This is a genomic window from Corynebacterium crudilactis, assembly GCF_001643015.1.
Taxonomy (GTDB): Bacteria; Actinomycetota; Actinomycetes; order Mycobacteriales; family Mycobacteriaceae; genus Corynebacterium; species Corynebacterium crudilactis.
This window is the reverse complement of sequence record NZ_CP015622.1, coordinates 1,299,119-1,315,594: the sequence shown is the minus strand read 5'-3', so window position 1 is coordinate 1,315,594 and position 16,476 is coordinate 1,299,119. Positions and strand designations below refer to the sequence as shown.

Sequence of the window (16,476 nt, the reverse complement as noted above, 5' to 3'; positions counted from 1 at the left end):
TGATCGCAGCTGGCCTACCAGGACTCGAACCTAGAACGACGGTACCAGAAACCGCTGTGTTGCCAATTACACCATAGGCCAATCGTTTTTCAAGATTGTTAACCTTGTAAAACTTAAAAACTTCCCGCAATTTATATGATGCGGAGTACCCCGTACGGGATTTGAACCCGTGTTACCGGCGTGAGAGGCCGGCGTCCTAGGCCGCTAGACGAACGGGGCATTAGAACACGATCAATTTGTTTCCAGCTGATCGCAGCTGGCCTACCAGGACTCGAACCTAGAACGACGGTACCAGAAACCGCTGTGTTGCCAATTACACCATAGGCCAATCATTCAACATGCACTTCGTATTTGTTTGTACGGCGCGCTGTTCAACGAGGAATACTATAACCACAACCGTGCAATACAGCCAAATCTGCAGGTCGATAGCGTGCAAATACCAGACCAAACACATTAGGCGCGCGGAAAGATTTTCAAGAAGGAGGGGTGCGTCGATAAGCATTAATAAGCAGCGCAAGCTGCGTTGAAGAAGCTAAGCTGAGGGCAAAGACTAATTGATGGAAGGGATACTCCCCCAATGCCGTTTCCAGCGCTGTTATTACCGCTAATTTTTTGGACAGGAATCGCTGCGATGTCTTCTTGGGCCGTCAGCCGTGCGCTCCCCCTTCGCGCCGACAATTCCATCGAGATTGATGCGCCGGTGGATGATGTCTGGAATTTCATCCTGCAGACAGAGCGCCTTCCTGAATGGAATGAGCATATTGTGCGCGCGCAGGCCGCAGGAGAGCTTTCTGAGGGCATGCGGCTGAAAATGAAAACTCGGCACCCAGAAACAGAACGCCTGACCATGAATATCCGGCCCACGCTTGATGTTGTGCGCGTGAATCGTGAACTGACCTGGTCCACCAAAATCATTGCTCGCTGGTTACTGTCCGTCACCGACACCATTAAGTTGCGCCCTCTAGAGGATGGGCGCACTGAAGTTGAGCAGTCCATGTCTTTTAGTGGCCTCCTCTCCCCTGGCGTGCCATTCCTGGCCAGTATTAGCCGCATTAAAGAATCCTCCAACCGCCAGCTGAAAGCACTCATCGAGCAGAACTAATCTCCACCATCGAAAGTTTCAGCGCCTTTCCACTTGCGCACATATATCGTTTTTCGATAGATTTACATCTTGAAACGATATTTCATCGTAATTGTGAGCAGAAAGGCTCTTTTGTGAATCCCCGCATCCTCATGCTTCTCCGCATCATTTTTGGTGCAGCTTTTCTTGCGCTCTTGGTTCTGCAAATCTTGCTGATCACCAAAATAGTGCGCGATAATTTGAGCTCCGGCGAGCTTTCCCCGCTCCCGCTTATCATCCTGGCAAGCTTCGTGATCATCGGATTTGGCCTTGTGCAATTCATCATCGTGTGTCTGTTTTACCTCCTGAAATTTGTAGAACGAGATGAAATCTTCAATACCCAATCCATTTCCTGGGTTGATCGCATCACTATCGCCATTGCAGCAGGCGCCGCGATACTGATCCCCATGGGCTATATCATCGCCGAAGTTGATGACGCACCAGGTGCAATCATCTTCAGCCTTATCCTCGCGATGCTCATCACCGGCGTTGCTCTGCTGGTTAATATCATGCGTACCCTGTTGGTCCGAGCAATCAGCTTTTCCACCGAACTAGAATCGGTGATTTAAATGGCCATCATCGTCGATATTGATGTCATGCTGGCACGCCGCAAAATGGGTGTCGGCGAACTCGCAGAAAAAATCGGCATCACCCCAGCGAATTTGTCCGTGCTGAAAAACGGCCGCGCCAAAGCCATTCGCTTTAGCACCTTAGAGGCGCTGTGCCGGGAGCTTGACTGCCAGCCCGGAGACATTTTGCGTTTCGACGCCTCCGTCTAGTTCATTATCTATCAAAAAACCCGCTGCTCCGTTCTTGTTCAGAACGAGACAACGGGCTTTCTTGTATCTAAAAACTACTCAGCGACCACGAAAGGGGTCTGCTCACGAGTTGCCTTGAGGCGAACCAATGTGGACTCCTTGCCCAGCAGATCCATGGACTCAAATAGTGGTGGAGAGATAGCCTCGCCGGAGATACCAATGCGCAGTGCACCGAATGCCACACGTGGCTTCAGGCCGAGATCCTCGATAAGCGCCTTGTTCAGGGCTGCCTCGATATTTGGTGTGTTCCACTCCTCGATAGCCTCTAGCGCAGCAATACCAGCGTCTAGTGGCTCGATAGCGGTCTCCTTGAGGTTCTTCTTGGCTGCCTTCTCATTGAGCACCAGATCCTCATCTGCAGTGACCAAGAACTTCAGCAGATCCCATGCTTCGCTCAGGACCTTGATGCGAGTCTGCACGAGCTCAGCAGCGACCGCAAACTTCTCAGCTGGGTAATCAACTGGGAATTCGGTGTACTGCGTCATGTACGCGCGCAGACGAGCCTCGAAATCCTTTGGCTCCAGCAAACGGATGTGATCCGCGTTGATGGCTTCCAGCTTCTTCTGATCGAAACGCGCTGGGTTGCCCAAAACGTTGGCAACATCAAAGTTGGCAATGAACTCATCCACGCCGAAAATGTCCTGATCCGCAGACAGGGACCAGCCCAGCAGCGCCAGGTAGTTGAGCATGCCCTCAGGGATGATGCCGTTGTCACGGTGGTTGAACAAGCTGGACTGTGGATCACGCTTGGACAGCTTCTTGTTGCCCTCACCCATCACGAATGGAAGGTGACCAAAGGTTGGAGTTGCCTTCGCAACACCAATCTTCTTCAGTGCTTCATACAGTGCAAGCTGACGAGGAGTAGATGGCAACAGATCCTCGCCACGCAGCACGTGAGTAACGTCCATCAATGCATCATCAACTGGGTTGACCAAGGTGTACAAAGGCTCACCATTGGAACGTGCCACAACGAAGTCAGGCTGAGTGAAAGACTTAAACTCCACATCGCCGCGGACCAAGTCAGTCCACTTCCAATCCTGGTCTGGCATGCGCAGACGCCACACAGGCTTGCGGCCCTCAGCTTCAAATGCCGCAACCTGCTCTTCAGTCAGCTCACGGTCATAGTTGTCATACCCCAGCTTTGGATCGCGACCAGCAGCCTTGTGACGCTCTTCAACCTCTTCCGCGGTGGAGTAGGCAGGGTACACCTCGCCGGCGTCGATAAGCTGCTTCAAAACGTCCTGGTAGATGTCCTTGCGCTGTGACTGGCGGTAAGGCTCATGAGGGCCGCCCTTTTCGACGCCCTCATCCCAGTCCATTCCCAACCAACGCAGGGAATCGATAATAGCGGCATAAGACTCTTCAGAGTCACGAGCAGCATCGGTGTCTTCAATACGGAAAACCAATTTGCCACCAGTGTGACGAGCATATGCCCAGTTGAACAGCGCAGTACGCACTAGTCCAACGTGAGGGGTGCCGGTAGGTGATGGGCAGAAACGAACACGAACATCAGTCATGGAGGCCATGATAATCGCCCACACCCACTGCCCGCGCGTTTACCCCGCCACTACTGAGATTAGAATGACTAACCATGTCTGCCCACCGCGATCTATCTGCCCCGTCCACCGCCCCAGATTTCCTCTTATCCAGAGGTCATGGGTCTGTGCGCACCCAAGGATCGCAAGAGAACTTCACCGATCCTTGGAAAGCAGTCGACGCACTCAAAGAAGGCCGCGTAGCCATGGTGGTTGGCGCTCTCCCCTTCGAACGCGATAAACCCGCAGCACTCACCGTGCCCAAGGCCATCATCCGCGAAGAAGGCCCGCTGGAGCCCCACGCCTATTACAGGTTCGGACCCGGCGCGGTGCTGGGCGCCTCGGTTGCAGGGCTCGATCCCTCACCGATTGAGCATTTACGACGTGTCAATGCAGCGATTAACACCATCAACAACACTGTCCTGAACAAAGTTGTCCTCGCACGTGCTGTAGATATTTCCTTTGATCCACCAGTCGATCCTCTGTTGGTGGCAGCGCGCTTGATTGATAAATCCCACAACAAGGATGGCTTCATCGCGGATCTCACCCCAGCAGGCCCCGAATTTGACGGCCACATGCTGGTTGGATCCTCCCCAGAGGTGTTGATCAAGCGCCAGGGCTCCACCATCACCGCATACCCATTGGCTGGATCTGCCCCACGACTGACCGATCCAGCACGCGATAAAGCCCAAGGAGAACAACTTCTTGCCAGTGCGAAAAACCTAGAAGAACACTCCTATGTAGTCAACCATCTGCGCACTGTGTTGGCGCCATTGTGCTCACAATTAGATGCTTCTGTGATCCCAGAGCTCACCAAAACCAACGAAATGTGGCACCTTGCAACCCCTATCGTCGGTACTCTCAAAGACTCACAAATCACCGCCCTGGAACTAGCGATTCGCACCCACCCCACCCCTGCCATCTGTGGCACCCCCACTGACGCAGCAGAAGCACTTATTGTGGAAGCCGAATCACCACGAAACTTCTATGCCGGAGCAGTCGGCTGGTGCGATTCCACAGGCGACGGCGAATACATGGTGGCTATCCGCTGCGCAGAAGTCTCTGGAGATGGAACCTGGGCCAGAGCATGGGCCGGTGGCGGCATCGTTGCCGATTCAGACGCCCAAGAAGAATTTGATGAAACCACCGCGAAACTCCAAACAATCATGAGGTCACTGGGACTTTAAGGGGCCTTCAGAGACCTTTGGGTGTGTTGGTGATAGTTGTCCGTGGCTAAAGGGCGACTTCACACGTTCGACTTCGCATGTGTGGCTTTCTCACCTTCGACTTCAGTATCATTTTCCAGATTTCTGTAGTGAAGTCGTTGTTGAGAAGTTGAGCATGCGAAGTCGCTCCCGTGAAGTCGAACTCTAGGGCTCTAAGACTCAGAAACACTCCCAGTGCTCAAGAAGCCCTTTGACTTCGATTTCGCATTACCGATTTCATATCCTCGAGACCGGTCACTTTTGCCCAAAATCCGACTGATCTCGGTAATGCGAAATTGAGGATAAGAAATTGACCTTGCGATATCGAACTTAAGATCCCTAAAACTCTTAAATAGCCCACCAGAGACCCCCAGGCAAAGCAACAGCCCCACAAAGCCAATGCCTTGCGGGGCTAATACTTCAACGAAACCTAAAGCTTAAGAAACCTTCTTCGCCTTGAGCACAATATCCACATGGTGGTGTGCGCCGGCTCCGGTTTTTATGTCACGTTCAAAAGATTCCAGTACTTCTACCGTGAAGTTTGAGCTCAGGTGTTCTGCGAGCCATTTTGGGGTGGCTGCGGATTCTGAGTCAAAGTCATGGTGAGTAAACAGCAGGGTGCCGCCTGGTGCAACGAGGTTTTCCAGGTGTCCGACGGAGATGTCATTGGCTGGAATTTGGCCATATGAGCAGCTGACTACGTCAAATTGACGGCCAGATTCAATGGAAAATTCGGTGAATGCTACCAACAGGACTTCCGAATCAGGGGCGTTGTGCTTTGCTCGCGTGACTGCGGTGGGCGCAAAGTCAATGCCGGTGGTCTCAAATCCTTGGGCTGCAAGCCACACGAGGTCTGCGCCTTCGCCGCATCCGATATCGAGTGCAGTTCCATGTGGTGCAGGGTGTGTTCCCAGGTAGGCAACAAGTGCTTGGTTGGGGTTGCCGCTCCAGATTTGCTCTGCGGAGGTGTATTGGTGCTCCATGGATTCTGGAGTGACTTGGTCGTGTGGCCGATGCTGGTGTTCGTGTTCGTGGCTCATATTAGACATTCACGATTGGGTTTCCGAGCTTACCGATGCCCGGGATTTCAATTTCGATGTAATCGCCTTCGACCATTGCCTCGGTTCCTGCTGGAGATCCGGTTGCAATGACATCGCCTGGCAGCAGGGTCATGGATGCGGTGATGAATTCAATGATTTCACCCATCTTCATGATCATCTGGTTTGAGTTGGAGTCCTGCTTCAGGGTGGTTTCGCCGTCGCGGGTCAGGCGTGCCTTGATTGGGAGGTTGTCCAGATCGATGGAGTTGATATCGGTTTGGATCCAAGGTCCGATTGGGCCGAAGGTGTCGATACCCTTGGCGCGTGCCCACTGTCCATCAGCGAACTGAAGGTCACGGGAGGAGACATCGTTAATGATGGTGAAGCCCAAAACGACAGACTTCCAGTCCGCTGCCTTGACGTTCTTGCAAGGCTTGCCGATAACAACTGCGAGCTCGCCTTCGAACTCAACCTTGGTTGCAAAGGAAGGGATACGGATTGGGGACTCTGGACCGGTAACAGATGTTGGTGGCTTCAGGAACAAGGTTGGTGGCAGGGAGTCTGCGGACTCTTTGAACACCTCAGCAACGTGATCGGCGTAGTTACGGCCAATCGCAACAACCTTGCTTGGCAACATTGGTGCAAGCAGGCGCACGTCCTTCAGCGGCCACTCACGGCCGGTGAACTTTGGTTCGGTGAAGGGGGTGCCTTCAATCTCACGCGCGGTGAGGTTGGCTACATCATCTCCTTCGCCTTCAATAGAGCAAAAACACATTCCATCTGGGGTGGCAATTCGTCCAAAACGCATGATCGTTATGTTACGCGGTTCGGGTGGGGTCCTGCACGATGACCCCTACTCCCAAATGTCTTTGAGGAATTGTGCGCGCAGGTGAGCGATCTGCACCAAATACACTTCGGCGCAGGCAAGAGCATCGGTCAGGGCTTGGTGGTTGGAATAATTGGGAAGTCCATACCGTTGGCGAACGCGTGCCAGGCGGAGGTCTTCACCGCGTGGGTAGGTGGACATGCGCTCCATATGGCGGCGTTCCATGGCGAAGGTATCCACGAGGGGGACGTCGAGAAGCGTTCCGAAATGTTTGAGGCATGCGGCCGAAATAAAATCGCGCTCGATGGGGGAAAAATGCGCCAGCATGGCGCGTCCTTGAAGCGCTGCCAGCAGTTGGGTCAGCGCGTCCTCCATGCTGATGCCGGCGGCGATTTCATCGTCGGTGAGCTGGTGAATCACCGCGGATGAGCCCACGGAAAAACCCTCATTGCCGTGAATGACCGCGTATCCAGCACCGCTTAAATCGATCACATCGCCGTTAATTGGCACCCATCCGATCGAGACGATCTGATGCTCGCGCGGCTTCAGGCCCGTAGTTTCCACATCCACGGCCAGCAATTTCAGGTCTTTTATGCTTGTCGACGCCTCCGGCCGCGGCACTTGGTAAAACTCCTGCAATGCGCCAGTTGCGCGCCGTATTTTCGCTTTTCGACGCCCCAGTAACACTAGATATTCCTCACGGGGTACTTGGTAGCCAACGCTGATTGCATGTCCTTAATGATGGAAAAAGCATCACGCAAATGTTCTCGATCCATCTTGCCCAACGTCTTTGGATCAATATGATAATTGGGTATCTCCCCCACTTTGATCAGCTGTGTTTGATGGCGGAACGCAATCGAGGATAAGAAATCAAAAGCATCCAAAAGATCCTGCGCACCTCGTTTGGACACCTGCCCGTGTCCAGCTGCGGCTGTTAGACGTTCGCGGGTGCCGATGGCATCACTTCCGGTAGCCAAAGAATACAGCCTGGCCATCTGCACGATGCCTGCGGTACCGCCCTTTTTCACATCCAAGGTGGCGCCATATTCACCGGAGCGTTCCACCACAAGACCACGGAAAAATCCCAGCGGAGGATCCCTTCTAGCGGCAAGACTTGCCAGATGAGCATGCATTCGACGCGCGCCCCTGGCCATATTGACAGCACTTTGATGCACTTGCTGTGCCATCTCGATATCCCCATAAATGCCACGGAAATCGAAGAAAGTCTGTACATGAAGCAGCGCATCTGGTTCTGGTGCTGTGATCCACGAGTGGAATGTAGAAATCCACTGATCCGTGGTTTTACGCCATTCGGGATTAGATGCCATCATGTCTCCCGGGCACAGCACTTGACCAGCCCGATCCAATCCTTGACACACAAATTCTGCCAACGCGGCAAAGTACTGCCCGTGCTCGCGCTGATCATAAGAATTGTGCAACACAAGCGCATTGTCCTGATCAGAGGCTAACCCCAACTCTTTGCGCCCCTGGGAGCCGACCACCACAAAGCAATATGGCACCGGAGGCTCGCCAAATTTTTTCTCCGCCAAGACCAACAATCTCCTGGCCAAAGAATCCGCAGCCACAGTAAGCAAGCTACTGACCTCTTCGGAGGAGGCTCCCCGATCAATAAACCGCGATGCCACTTCTGCCGCAGATTGGAACGTATTGGCCAACTCTTCCACAGTGTTTTTTCGGGAAAGATCAGCAGTTAAATAAATCGGATCGTGACGCAGTAATCGCATAATATCCGCAGCCGTGACAATTCCGGAGATTTTGCCATCATCTACAATTGGCAAATGGTGAATGCGCAACTCCGACATAAGCAGCATTGCTTCAAAGGCCAACCCTTGAGATGTTGCACACCGTGGATCTACCGTCATCACATCTGACACGGGCCGCTGGATATCCAAATTCTTAGCCACCACCCGGCTGCGCATATCCCGATCTGTCACAATGCCTTTGAGTTTTCCGTTAGTTTGCACCAATAACGAAGAAACTCCATGCTCATCCATCTTCTTCGCCGCATCCATAATGGCGGTTTCTGGACTGCAAGAAATTGGATTGGCGATCTTGAACTCGCCCAATTTAGTGCGCAACACTTTTGTGCTGGACTCTTGGCGCAATTGATCAGCAGCCGCACGAATACGCTTTGACCAGCTGGAATAATAACGATTAAGATCAGGATTTCGCTTGGCTAACTGATCAAAATCTTCACGCGAGAGTCTCAGCACCAAAGAATCTTCAACGGCAACCATGCGGTATTGGGACGTGCTCTCAGCACCCATTGTGGAATACCCAAAAGATCTGCCTGCATCACGGCGATCAAGCAAAACATCTTCTTCATCCAGAACATCAATTGCTCCGGATCTAATCACGCCCATGAAATGATTAGGCACACCGATGGGTACGATTTCTTCACCCCGCCGGAAATATCGCATGCTCATTTTTCCTGGGACTTGATCAAGCTCTTCATCTGGGAGCTGAGCAAAAGGTTCAAATCCTGCTAAGAAATCTCGGATTTCTTCGAGTTCAACCGACATCACTTAACCATAAAAGAAAAACTGCTGACTTTCGCCCGAATAGGAAACGCAGTGAAATTTACCTCATAAGAAGTCAAAAATTCGGTACTGTATTTTATTAATAGGTCTGATTTTATAAACTCAATCCATTCACAGTAGTTTTGAATCTGAAAGTTTCCTCTACTATCATGCGCCGACGATCATTTCACACCACTTTCATTCGTACTTTAGCTACTTTATTAAGCATTGTAGTGGTGAGTTCGTGCGCCCCGAATCCCCCAAAAACATATACACAAGATACGAAAATTCTGCGATACGAAACCTCCGGCTTTGACCTCAACGTGGTTGAATTAGCAGATGCTCTCGGTTATTTAGAGAATATTAAATTGCACAGTGTCGGCAGAGCCCAAGGTGGCATCGATGCCATTGAATCTATGAAAAATGATCGCACTGATTTTTCCATCATTCCTTTCAATGGATTAATCATCACCGAGGTCAACTCGGGTTTCCCCATCACCGCAGTTGCAGCATGTTCCGGAACCGCAGGAAACACCACCTCCGCATTGCTAGTGCGCAAAGACGAAGACATCATGAGCGTGAAAGATCTTGTGGGGAAAAAGATAGGAATGAACAATGTAGGCGCACTGGGAAGCGCAGTTCTAGAACTATATTTTGAACAAGCTGGTCTCACCGCCGCAGAAATAGCCAGCATCCGACTTCGCCCTATTCCAGTAGATGTTATCGAACAGAGACTATTTCAAGGGCAGGTGGATGCGATTTGGGTAAACGATAATATTAAACAGCGAGCGCTTGCTTTAGACCAGTTCACTGCCTTAGCTGAAGATGTGGATATTATTGGACACCGCAACACCGGAAGCGTCGTGGTGAAACAAAGCCTTATTGATTCCGATCCAGAAGTAGTAGAGACCCTAGTAAATGGAATCGCACGTGCACTTGAGTTCGAACAAACTCACACCTCTATGGAAGTACGTGAGGTTTATAGCGATTACCTCGAAGATATTGGTCAAGCTTCCCGGATCCCCGCCTTTACAGGGTGGCAAAGCTCTGGCGTGACTACCACCGGCGGCTTAATGGATGCGGAAGATTTCCAGATCTGGTCAGAGTGGGCTGAACAAAAACTTCACGTTAACGCAGTGGATCTCAGCCAGGTCTATACCAATGAGTTCAATCCTTATTTTCGAGACTAAAAGCCCTCCTCAATAAATTAAGGAGGGCTTTCTAATACTGAGTTTTAGCCCTGAAGAGCCTTGACGATGCGGTCGCCTACGTCAGTGGTAGAAATTGGCTGAGAATTGTCACGGCCAGCAACATCGGCAGCAATTACCCTTTCAATGCGCACTGCATTGTCTTCATCACCGAGGTGACGCAGCAGCATTGCTCCGGACAAAATAGCTGCGGTTGGATCCGCAATGCCCTGTCCAGCAATATCAGGCGCAGAACCGTGGACTGGCTCAAACATGGATGGGTTGGTGGCAGTGGCATCAATATTACCGGATGCAGCCAAACCAATACCGCCAGAGACAGCACCTGCTTCATCAGTAAGAATATCGCCGAAGAGGTTATCGGTCACAATCACATCAAAACGGGAAGGGTCAGTAACCAGGTAAATGGTTGCTGCATCGATGTGGTTGTAATCAACAGCCACCTCTGGGTATTCCTTTGCTACCTCATCAACAGTGCGCTGCCAGAGGCCGCCACCGTGAACCAACACATTGGTCTTGTGCACAAGGGTAAGCTTCTTGCGGCGGCTTTGAGCCAAATCGAAAGCGTAGCGAATAACTCGCTCTGCTCCGTAACGGGTGTTGACGGAGGTTTCATTGGCAATTTCATGAGGGGTGCCCACGCGGATTGCGCCACCGTTGCCGGTGTATGCACCTTCGGTGCCTTCGCGGACAACCACGAAATCAATCTTGCCGGGGTTACGCAGTGGAGACTCCACGCCTTCATACAGCTTGGATGGGCGCAGGTTTACGTGATGATCAAGTGCAAAGCGCATCTTGAGCAACAAACCACGCTCGAGGATTCCTGGAGGAACAGCACCTGGCGCACCAATTGCACCAAGGAGAATAGCGTCATGCTCGCGCAGTGATGCAAGATCCTCATCGGTAAGTAGCTCGCCGTTGTTGAGGTAACGGCGGGCGCCAAGATCATAATCAGTGGTCTCAATGTCGTCGCGGACAGCGTTTAAGACCTTGAGGGCTTCTGCAGTAACCTCTGGGCCGATTCCGTCTCCACCAATAACAGCAAGTTTCATGTTGTGGGATTCCCTTCTCACTATATGGACTTCACTAGTGTAGCTGATTAATCACTGCAGTTACTTGTCCCACCACGCCCACTACCCCATTTTGCAGGGCTTGACTCAACTGTAAATCGTTAAGACCAGCACGAATAGGGACAGCAACAGTGGCCACAAAGTTCACATCATCACCGTCCAAACGCATAAAAATCGTGGAATGATCTGAATCCAGGTTTGCCCGATTACACAAATGCAACACTTCGGTTGCCTCTACACTCCGATCGGATGTCACCACCGCTTGGATCTTCAACAACTCTGGATCATTCAACATCACGTCCACTGGCGTATCCCCCAGCTCAAAACTAATCAGGCCTGAAGCAGCGTCATAAGGAACCTCTTCCACGCCTTGATCCATGAACCAGTTAGCCACTCGCACGGGGGTTACCTGAGTGTGGGAGGTGGCGTCGACAAGCTTAATATTTAGCAGGGCGCCGCGCTGACGCGGTGAGCGCTCCGGATAGAGCGCATGGAATTCCCGCGTGAGCTCAATCGCGCCATCGAAAGCTGCAGCCACAAAACCTGCCACCTGTGACTCGCTCAGCCCCTCACCAATAGGCACCGCCTGAATTGCATGCGCTTCCACGGCTCCCTTATCCGCCTTGAGCACCCCAGTTAATCCGCCAGGAGCATCCAACACCATTTTCGGAGCTACGCAAGCATCAAGGGCGGAGTTGATCGCCACGATAGAACGCACATAATCCGCTGCACTCAGCTCCCCCACCCACGTGGCTGTTGCGCGGAGCCATTCATTCCACTCAAAGGTCAATTTAAAATGAGGAGTATCAACCACAATGGAATCATTGTGCACGTGTGGCTCAAGTCCCGCAGAAGTCAGCACAGTAGACAGCGTTGCTGGAAGCATGATGATAAAAGACCTTTCATAGGGGAAATAGCTTCTCCTAATCTACCTGCTTCCACACCGAAAAATAGCAAAAACCGCCTTTCCACTCCGGTGGTCATCCCAAAGTAGAAAGGCGGTTGTAAAAAGCTGGATTAATCCAAGTTAACCTGGAAAGAAACAGCGCCGAGCTCAAGGTTGATTTCTGCTTCCAGAGCTTCTGGAACAGCAGACTCAACGCGCAAGATCAGAACTGCACCATCGGCGTCTCCAGCCTGAGTCAGTGCGGCAGCCTCAATGTTGATGCCAGCAGCACCAAGCTTGGTACCAACAGTTCCCAGTGCGCCAGGAGCATCAGCGTACTGCAAGAAGAGGTTCAGACCCTCTGCACGCAGATCCAGACCACGGCCGTTGATACGAGTAATCTTCTCAACACGCTCAAGACCAGTCAACGCACCCACGACGGTAGCGCTTGCGCCTTCGCCGGTGATGACCTTGACCTGAAGTACGGAACGGTGAGTGACAGACTCAGAGTTGGTCTTCACAGTGACCTCAAGGCCACGCTCTTCAGCAATGCGAGGTGCGTTAACGAAGGTGACAGACTCTTCAATGATTCCGGAGAACAGACCACGAACTGCAGACAGTGCAAGTGCGTCGACCTGCTCAGAGGAGAGCTCGCCACGTGCTTCGACCTCAATGGCGACAGGAGCCGCGTCGACAAGCTTGCCAGCCAGAAGGCCAAGCTTGCGGGACAGTTCCATCCACAGTGCAACTTCTTCGCCTACGCGGCCACCGGAAACGTTCACAGCGTCTGCAACGAATTCGCCAGCAAGTGCTTTAAGCACGGAATCAGCGACGTCAGTACCAGCACGATCCTGTGCCTCCTCAGTGGATGCACCCAGGTGAGGGGTAACAACTACCTGTGGCAGCTTGAACAGTGGTGAATCGGTGCAAGGCTCGGTGGAGTACACATCGAAGCCAGCGCCACGGATATGACCGGACTCGATAGCATCTGCCAATGCCTGCTCATCGACAAGACCGCCACGTGCAGCGTTGATGATGATCTGACCCTTCTTGGACTTAGCAAGGAGCTCAGCATTGAACATGCCAGCAGTTTCCTTGGTCTTTGGAAGGTGAATAGTCACAAAATCGGAACGGCTCATCAGCTCATCCAGCTCAACCAATTCCACATTCAGCTGAGCTGCACGTGCTGGGTTTGCGTAAGGATCATAAGCAACGATGGTGGTCTCAAAAGCTGCAAGGCGCTGTGCGAACAGCTGACCAATGTGGCCGAAACCGACGATTCCAACAGTTTTTCCGAAGATTTCCACACCGTTGAAAGAAGAACGCTTCCACGCACCCTGGCGCAGAGTTGCATCTGCTGCAGGGATTTGACGTGCAGTGGAGAGCAGCAAAGAAACTGCGTGCTCACAAGCGGAGTGAATGTTTGAGGTCGGTGCGTTAGCAACCATGACGCCAGCTTCGGTGGCAGCAGGGATGTCAACGTTGTCCAGGCCCACGCCGGCACGACCGACGATCTTCAAGTTAGGGGCAGCGGCGATGACTTCTGCATCGACGGTGGTTGCAGAACGCACGAGAAGTGCGTCAGCTTCCTTGACTGCTTCAAGCAGTTCTGGGCGGTTAGGTCCGTCAACCCAACGGACTTCTACTGCATCTCCAAGCGCGTCAACAGTGGACTGCGCAAGCTTATCGGCGATGAGGACTACCGGACGGCCATTCTGGCTCACAAGTTACTCCTGGAAAAACTAGGAATGTCCGCCTACAACAGGCACGACCGCGTCGGCTGCAGACGTGTCCACGCCGGGTTTTGGCGTGCGACTAAAAACATTCTAAACCCAACCCCCTCGGTTAAGTCATACAACCCAGTGATTCATGGTGTGAGATTTACCCCCAAAAGTGTCTCACCACGCAAAAAGTACTTATTTCCCCAGGCATACTTCCCCCGAATTTTATTTACTGGATACTTCCCCGGGATTCTAGTGCGTCACTTTCATTCCCGTCCGCACTCCGGTCCACCCTCCGTACTCTCTCATCTCATCTCGGAAAATTTGGAATCCGCAGTGCCCAAGACGAACCCTTCCCAGTGGCGATTTAAGAGGCTAAAAACCTGATATGAGCATATGTGCGGATCCAGGGGCGTAAGGCTCTTAAATACGATTCTGGAGGGTCATTTTTTCTGGGCTTGAGGCGAGATTTCCCACGAACCATTCACCAACCAGACTAGGTGACCGAGAGTCTCTCAATCTATGAACATTTGGTCGCCTGGTCTGGTGCCAGAATTCGGAAACTAGACTGGGCGACCAAGACTACTGAAAAATCCGTAGCCTTTGGTCGCCCAGTCTGGTTCGTGGGAACTCCCCCAGCCAACGCGCTCTTAATGGCCAGGACGGGGTCTAAATCCTGACAGGCAGGGAGCCCCAGCATATAAACGCTCAAGCATTACCTGGAAACCCCGCAGAGAAATTACTGATAGGACACAAACCATGGACGAGGATCAATCTCTTCATAGGTTTGTTGCGGGGTGAAGGTTGGGAAATCTTCATCATAGAAATTCTTCCAAGCCATGAAGAAATCTGGGCTTAGCCCTTCGCGCAGCATATTCCAGGTGGCATATTTATCACCTGGAGCACCATGTCCATCTGCATGTAATACAAAAGCTAGCTCTGGATGAGAGGTATCAATTTGCTCTCTGTTTTGGAGCATTTGGGTTTGGAATTGGTGCAGGACAAATGCTTTTTGTGGCAGCTTATTCTCTGCAACTAAATCAGCTAACCACTGTGATACTTCATTGATTTCTGCAGCTTCGGCGGAGCCTACGCGCATCATTGGTTGTTCATCAGGCCCAATTTTCCATTCTGGGTCTAGTGCTAATCCAACATTGGGGCGCTTGAGTAGGTTTTCATACCTTTTGGCTTGTTCCAGGAAATTGGCACGACCAGGTTGTAAATCTAGTACGGCGTAACCGCCAGCGTTGGTGATGGCATCGACGTATTCCAGCAGATCTTCTTCTGCGAATTCATTGGAGTAATTGCCGTCCTCACCTGGATATTCAGAGGCTACGGTGGCGATTACTTCAAATGCTGGGATCACTGGTTGATCGTCAAAAGGCTGGTATTGCTGGGCTAATTCCGTGACTCGAGCTACTGCTTCAGCTGCGGGTTGTTCGCCCATTGCGCCCAGTGCTGGTCCAGATGGATGTCCGTAGAGCGCTACCATGCGACGTCCTGGGAAAACCAAGCCACCACCGCCTGGAAGTTCGGTGGTTATTTCTTCGCCACGTTCGATTTTTTCAGCAAGCAATTCACCGGTGCCGAATTGTTCGCCCAAGGCCAAAAGTGGGCGATCTGCAAGGCCTGCAACCATTTTCATGGTCTCAGAGTTAAGGCGTGGGTCGGGGTAATCCATGAATCGGATATCTGCACCATAGGCACGTGCTGTAGCAACTGCAGAAATGCCACTTTCTGGGCTGGCGATCACGATGGGAGCCATCTCACCATCGCGTTTGGTGTGGATGGGAAAAGCCTCCACCTTTGCGTCATTGGACATAGGCGTTACTGATTCCCAGGATGGCACCAGCAAAGTCTGTGCATCAGCATTCAAGCTGGCTGTGGAGCGGGCAAGGTCTGAAACATCATCGACGTTCTGTGTCTCAAATTGCAATGCAGTCAAGTGCGCGAGCCCTTCTTCAGTGCCGTTATCTTGAATTATTTTGGTGGCTTTTTCATTTTCATCAAAATTCGGCAGCGCAGCACCGACCAGCAGCACCGTGGAGGCGCCGAGGCGGTCAATCTCTGCAATCACTTCAGCATCATTAGTGCCCGGTGCATGCAATACAGGCGCATGTGCGACCACGCCAATGGACGCAGCGCGCAGTTCATTCGCAATACCCGATCCGGAAACAACTACGGTGTCCGAGCTATCGAAAAACATCTTGCTGGCAGCGATTCCGGAATAGCCCGCATCACCGATCACAGTCGGTGTGCTTGGAAACTTCTCCGCCACCACGCGCGCCACATTCTCTGTATGCGCCTCACGGTATGGAGAATCACTGGCAGACTCGCTTATCGACGCGCCCTCCGTGGCTACCTCCGCAGCGCCCATGGCGCCTTCACGGTCTGCATCCGCAGAACAGGAAACCAGGCTCAATACAACTACAGCTGTTGTAGTTGACGCAATAATGCGCTGTACAGGAGACTTTAGACGTGCCAAATGGATGCCCTTCCCTTGGATTTTC

14 protein-coding genes and 3 tRNA genes are annotated in these 16,476 nt (G+C 52.1%); 5 read left to right on the top strand and 12 right to left on the bottom strand.

The features are described from left to right. Nucleotides 1-9: 9 nt before the first annotated feature. The 3 genes from ccrud_RS06215 to ccrud_RS06205 form a co-directional block, all read right to left on the bottom strand. Nucleotides 10-81: transfer RNA gene (locus ccrud_RS06215), tRNA-Gln, on the bottom strand. 65 nt (nucleotides 82-146) lie between these two features. After that, nucleotides 147-219, bottom strand: a tRNA-Glu gene (locus ccrud_RS06210). A 37-nt stretch (nucleotides 220-256) separates the two neighbouring features. After that, a tRNA-Gln gene (locus tag ccrud_RS06205) sits at nucleotides 257-328 on the bottom strand. Between the two features lie 249 nt (nucleotides 329-577). Here ccrud_RS06205 and ccrud_RS06200 point away from each other — a divergent pair. The 3 genes from ccrud_RS06200 (at nucleotide 578) to ccrud_RS06190 (ending at nucleotide 1,899) form a co-directional block, all read left to right on the top strand. Then, nucleotides 578-1,102 carry an SRPBCC family protein gene (locus ccrud_RS06200; RefSeq protein ID WP_066565341.1) on the top strand — a complete coding sequence of 175 codons (525 nt, stop codon included), beginning with the start codon at nucleotides 578-580 and terminating at the stop codon, nucleotides 1,100-1,102. Between the two features lie 113 nt (nucleotides 1,103-1,215). After that, on the top strand, nucleotides 1,216-1,689 hold the full coding sequence (locus ccrud_RS06195; protein ID WP_066565340.1) for a DUF2975 domain-containing protein: 474 nt from the start codon (nucleotides 1,216-1,218) through the stop codon (nucleotides 1,687-1,689). Continuing rightward, nucleotides 1,690-1,899: a helix-turn-helix domain-containing protein gene (locus ccrud_RS06190; protein ID WP_066565339.1), complete on the top strand. Its 210-nt coding sequence runs from the start codon at nucleotides 1,690-1,692 to the stop codon at nucleotides 1,897-1,899. Between the two features lie 74 nt (nucleotides 1,900-1,973). Here the strand turns inward: ccrud_RS06190 and gltX are convergent, their stop codons facing one another. Next, nucleotides 1,974-3,464 (bottom strand): glutamate--tRNA ligase, encoded by a 1,491-nt coding sequence (gene gltX, locus ccrud_RS06185; protein ID WP_066565338.1) that lies wholly within the window; start codon nucleotides 3,462-3,464, stop codon nucleotides 1,974-1,976. 65 nt (nucleotides 3,465-3,529) lie between these two features. Here gltX and ccrud_RS06180 point away from each other — a divergent pair, with 65 nt between their 5' ends. Then, the gene (locus ccrud_RS06180; protein ID WP_066565337.1) at nucleotides 3,530-4,660 is read left to right on the top strand and encodes an isochorismate synthase; all 1,131 of its coding nucleotides are present in this window, start codon (nucleotides 3,530-3,532) and stop codon (nucleotides 4,658-4,660) included. Nucleotides 4,661-5,115: 455 nt separating this feature from the next. Here the strand turns inward: ccrud_RS06180 and ccrud_RS06175 are convergent, their stop codons facing one another. From ccrud_RS06175 to ccrud_RS06160, 4 genes are read right to left on the bottom strand one after another with little or no spacing between them, the layout of a single operon-like run. Next, nucleotides 5,116-5,718, bottom strand: coding sequence for a class I SAM-dependent methyltransferase (locus tag ccrud_RS06175; protein ID WP_074025435.1), 603 nt, complete (start codon nucleotides 5,716-5,718; stop codon nucleotides 5,116-5,118). A gap of 1 nt (nucleotide 5,719) precedes the next feature. Then, nucleotides 5,720-6,526 carry a fumarylacetoacetate hydrolase family protein gene (locus tag ccrud_RS06170; RefSeq protein WP_066565335.1) on the bottom strand — a complete coding sequence of 269 codons (807 nt, stop codon included), beginning with the start codon at nucleotides 6,524-6,526 and terminating at the stop codon, nucleotides 5,720-5,722. A gap of 45 nt (nucleotides 6,527-6,571) precedes the next feature. After that, nucleotides 6,572-7,225, bottom strand: coding sequence for an exonuclease domain-containing protein (locus ccrud_RS06165; RefSeq protein ID WP_066569626.1), 654 nt, complete (start codon nucleotides 7,223-7,225; stop codon nucleotides 6,572-6,574). Nucleotides 7,226-7,230: 5 nt separating this feature from the next. Continuing rightward, nucleotides 7,231-9,087: a CBS domain-containing protein gene (locus tag ccrud_RS06160; protein ID WP_066565334.1), complete on the bottom strand. Its 1,857-nt coding sequence runs from the start codon at nucleotides 9,085-9,087 to the stop codon at nucleotides 7,231-7,233. A gap of 167 nt (nucleotides 9,088-9,254) precedes the next feature. Here ccrud_RS06160 and ccrud_RS06155 point away from each other — a divergent pair, with 167 nt between their 5' ends. Then, nucleotides 9,255-10,274, top strand: coding sequence for an ABC transporter substrate-binding protein (locus ccrud_RS06155; RefSeq protein WP_066565333.1), 1,020 nt, complete (start codon nucleotides 9,255-9,257; stop codon nucleotides 10,272-10,274). A gap of 44 nt (nucleotides 10,275-10,318) precedes the next feature. Here ccrud_RS06155 and ccrud_RS06150 read toward each other — a convergent pair whose 3' ends face one another. The 4 genes from ccrud_RS06150 to ccrud_RS06135 form a co-directional block, all read right to left on the bottom strand. Next, nucleotides 10,319-11,341 carry a 3-isopropylmalate dehydrogenase gene (locus ccrud_RS06150; RefSeq protein ID WP_066565332.1) on the bottom strand — a complete coding sequence of 341 codons (1,023 nt, stop codon included), beginning with the start codon at nucleotides 11,339-11,341 and terminating at the stop codon, nucleotides 10,319-10,321. A gap of 34 nt (nucleotides 11,342-11,375) precedes the next feature. After that, entirely contained in the window at nucleotides 11,376-12,245 is an 870-nt protein-coding gene (locus ccrud_RS06145; RefSeq protein ID WP_066565331.1) for a YbjN domain-containing protein, read from the bottom strand. A 131-nt stretch (nucleotides 12,246-12,376) separates the two neighbouring features. Next, the gene (gene serA, locus ccrud_RS06140; RefSeq protein ID WP_066565330.1) at nucleotides 12,377-13,969 is read right to left on the bottom strand and encodes a phosphoglycerate dehydrogenase; all 1,593 of its coding nucleotides are present in this window, start codon (nucleotides 13,967-13,969) and stop codon (nucleotides 12,377-12,379) included. 736 nt (nucleotides 13,970-14,705) lie between these two features. Further along, nucleotides 14,706-16,451 carry a cell wall-binding repeat-containing protein gene (locus ccrud_RS06135; RefSeq protein ID WP_066565329.1) on the bottom strand — a complete coding sequence of 582 codons (1,746 nt, stop codon included), beginning with the start codon at nucleotides 16,449-16,451 and terminating at the stop codon, nucleotides 14,706-14,708. Between the last annotated feature and the right edge of the window lie 25 nt (nucleotides 16,452-16,476).

What these genes read in the sequence shown, in the direction of transcription:
- ccrud_RS06175 (WP_074025435.1), bottom strand. Translation starts at nt 5,718, where the DNA reads ATGAGCCACGAACACGAACACCAGCATCGGCCACACGACCAAGTCACT.
- ccrud_RS06155 (WP_066565333.1), top strand. Translation starts at nt 9,255, where the DNA reads ATGCGCCGACGATCATTTCACACCACTTTCATTCGTACTTTAGCTACT.
- ccrud_RS06180 (WP_066565337.1), top strand. Translation starts at nt 3,530, where the DNA reads ATGTCTGCCCACCGCGATCTATCTGCCCCGTCCACCGCCCCAGATTTC.
- gltX (WP_066565338.1), bottom strand. Translation starts at nt 3,464, where the DNA reads ATGGCCTCCATGACTGATGTTCGTGTTCGTTTCTGCCCATCACCTACC.
- ccrud_RS06150 (WP_066565332.1), bottom strand. Translation starts at nt 11,341, where the DNA reads ATGAAACTTGCTGTTATTGGTGGAGACGGAATCGGCCCAGAGGTTACT.
- ccrud_RS06160 (WP_066565334.1), bottom strand. Translation starts at nt 9,087, where the DNA reads ATGTCGGTTGAACTCGAAGAAATCCGAGATTTCTTAGCAGGATTTGAA.
- ccrud_RS06145 (WP_066565331.1), bottom strand. Translation starts at nt 12,245, where the DNA reads ATGCTTCCAGCAACGCTGTCTACTGTGCTGACTTCTGCGGGACTTGAG.
- ccrud_RS06170 (WP_066565335.1), bottom strand. Translation starts at nt 6,526, where the DNA reads ATGCGTTTTGGACGAATTGCCACCCCAGATGGAATGTGTTTTTGCTCT.
- ccrud_RS06200 (WP_066565341.1), top strand. Translation starts at nt 578, where the DNA reads ATGCCGTTTCCAGCGCTGTTATTACCGCTAATTTTTTGGACAGGAATC.
- ccrud_RS06190 (WP_066565339.1), top strand. Translation starts at nt 1,690, where the DNA reads ATGGCCATCATCGTCGATATTGATGTCATGCTGGCACGCCGCAAAATG.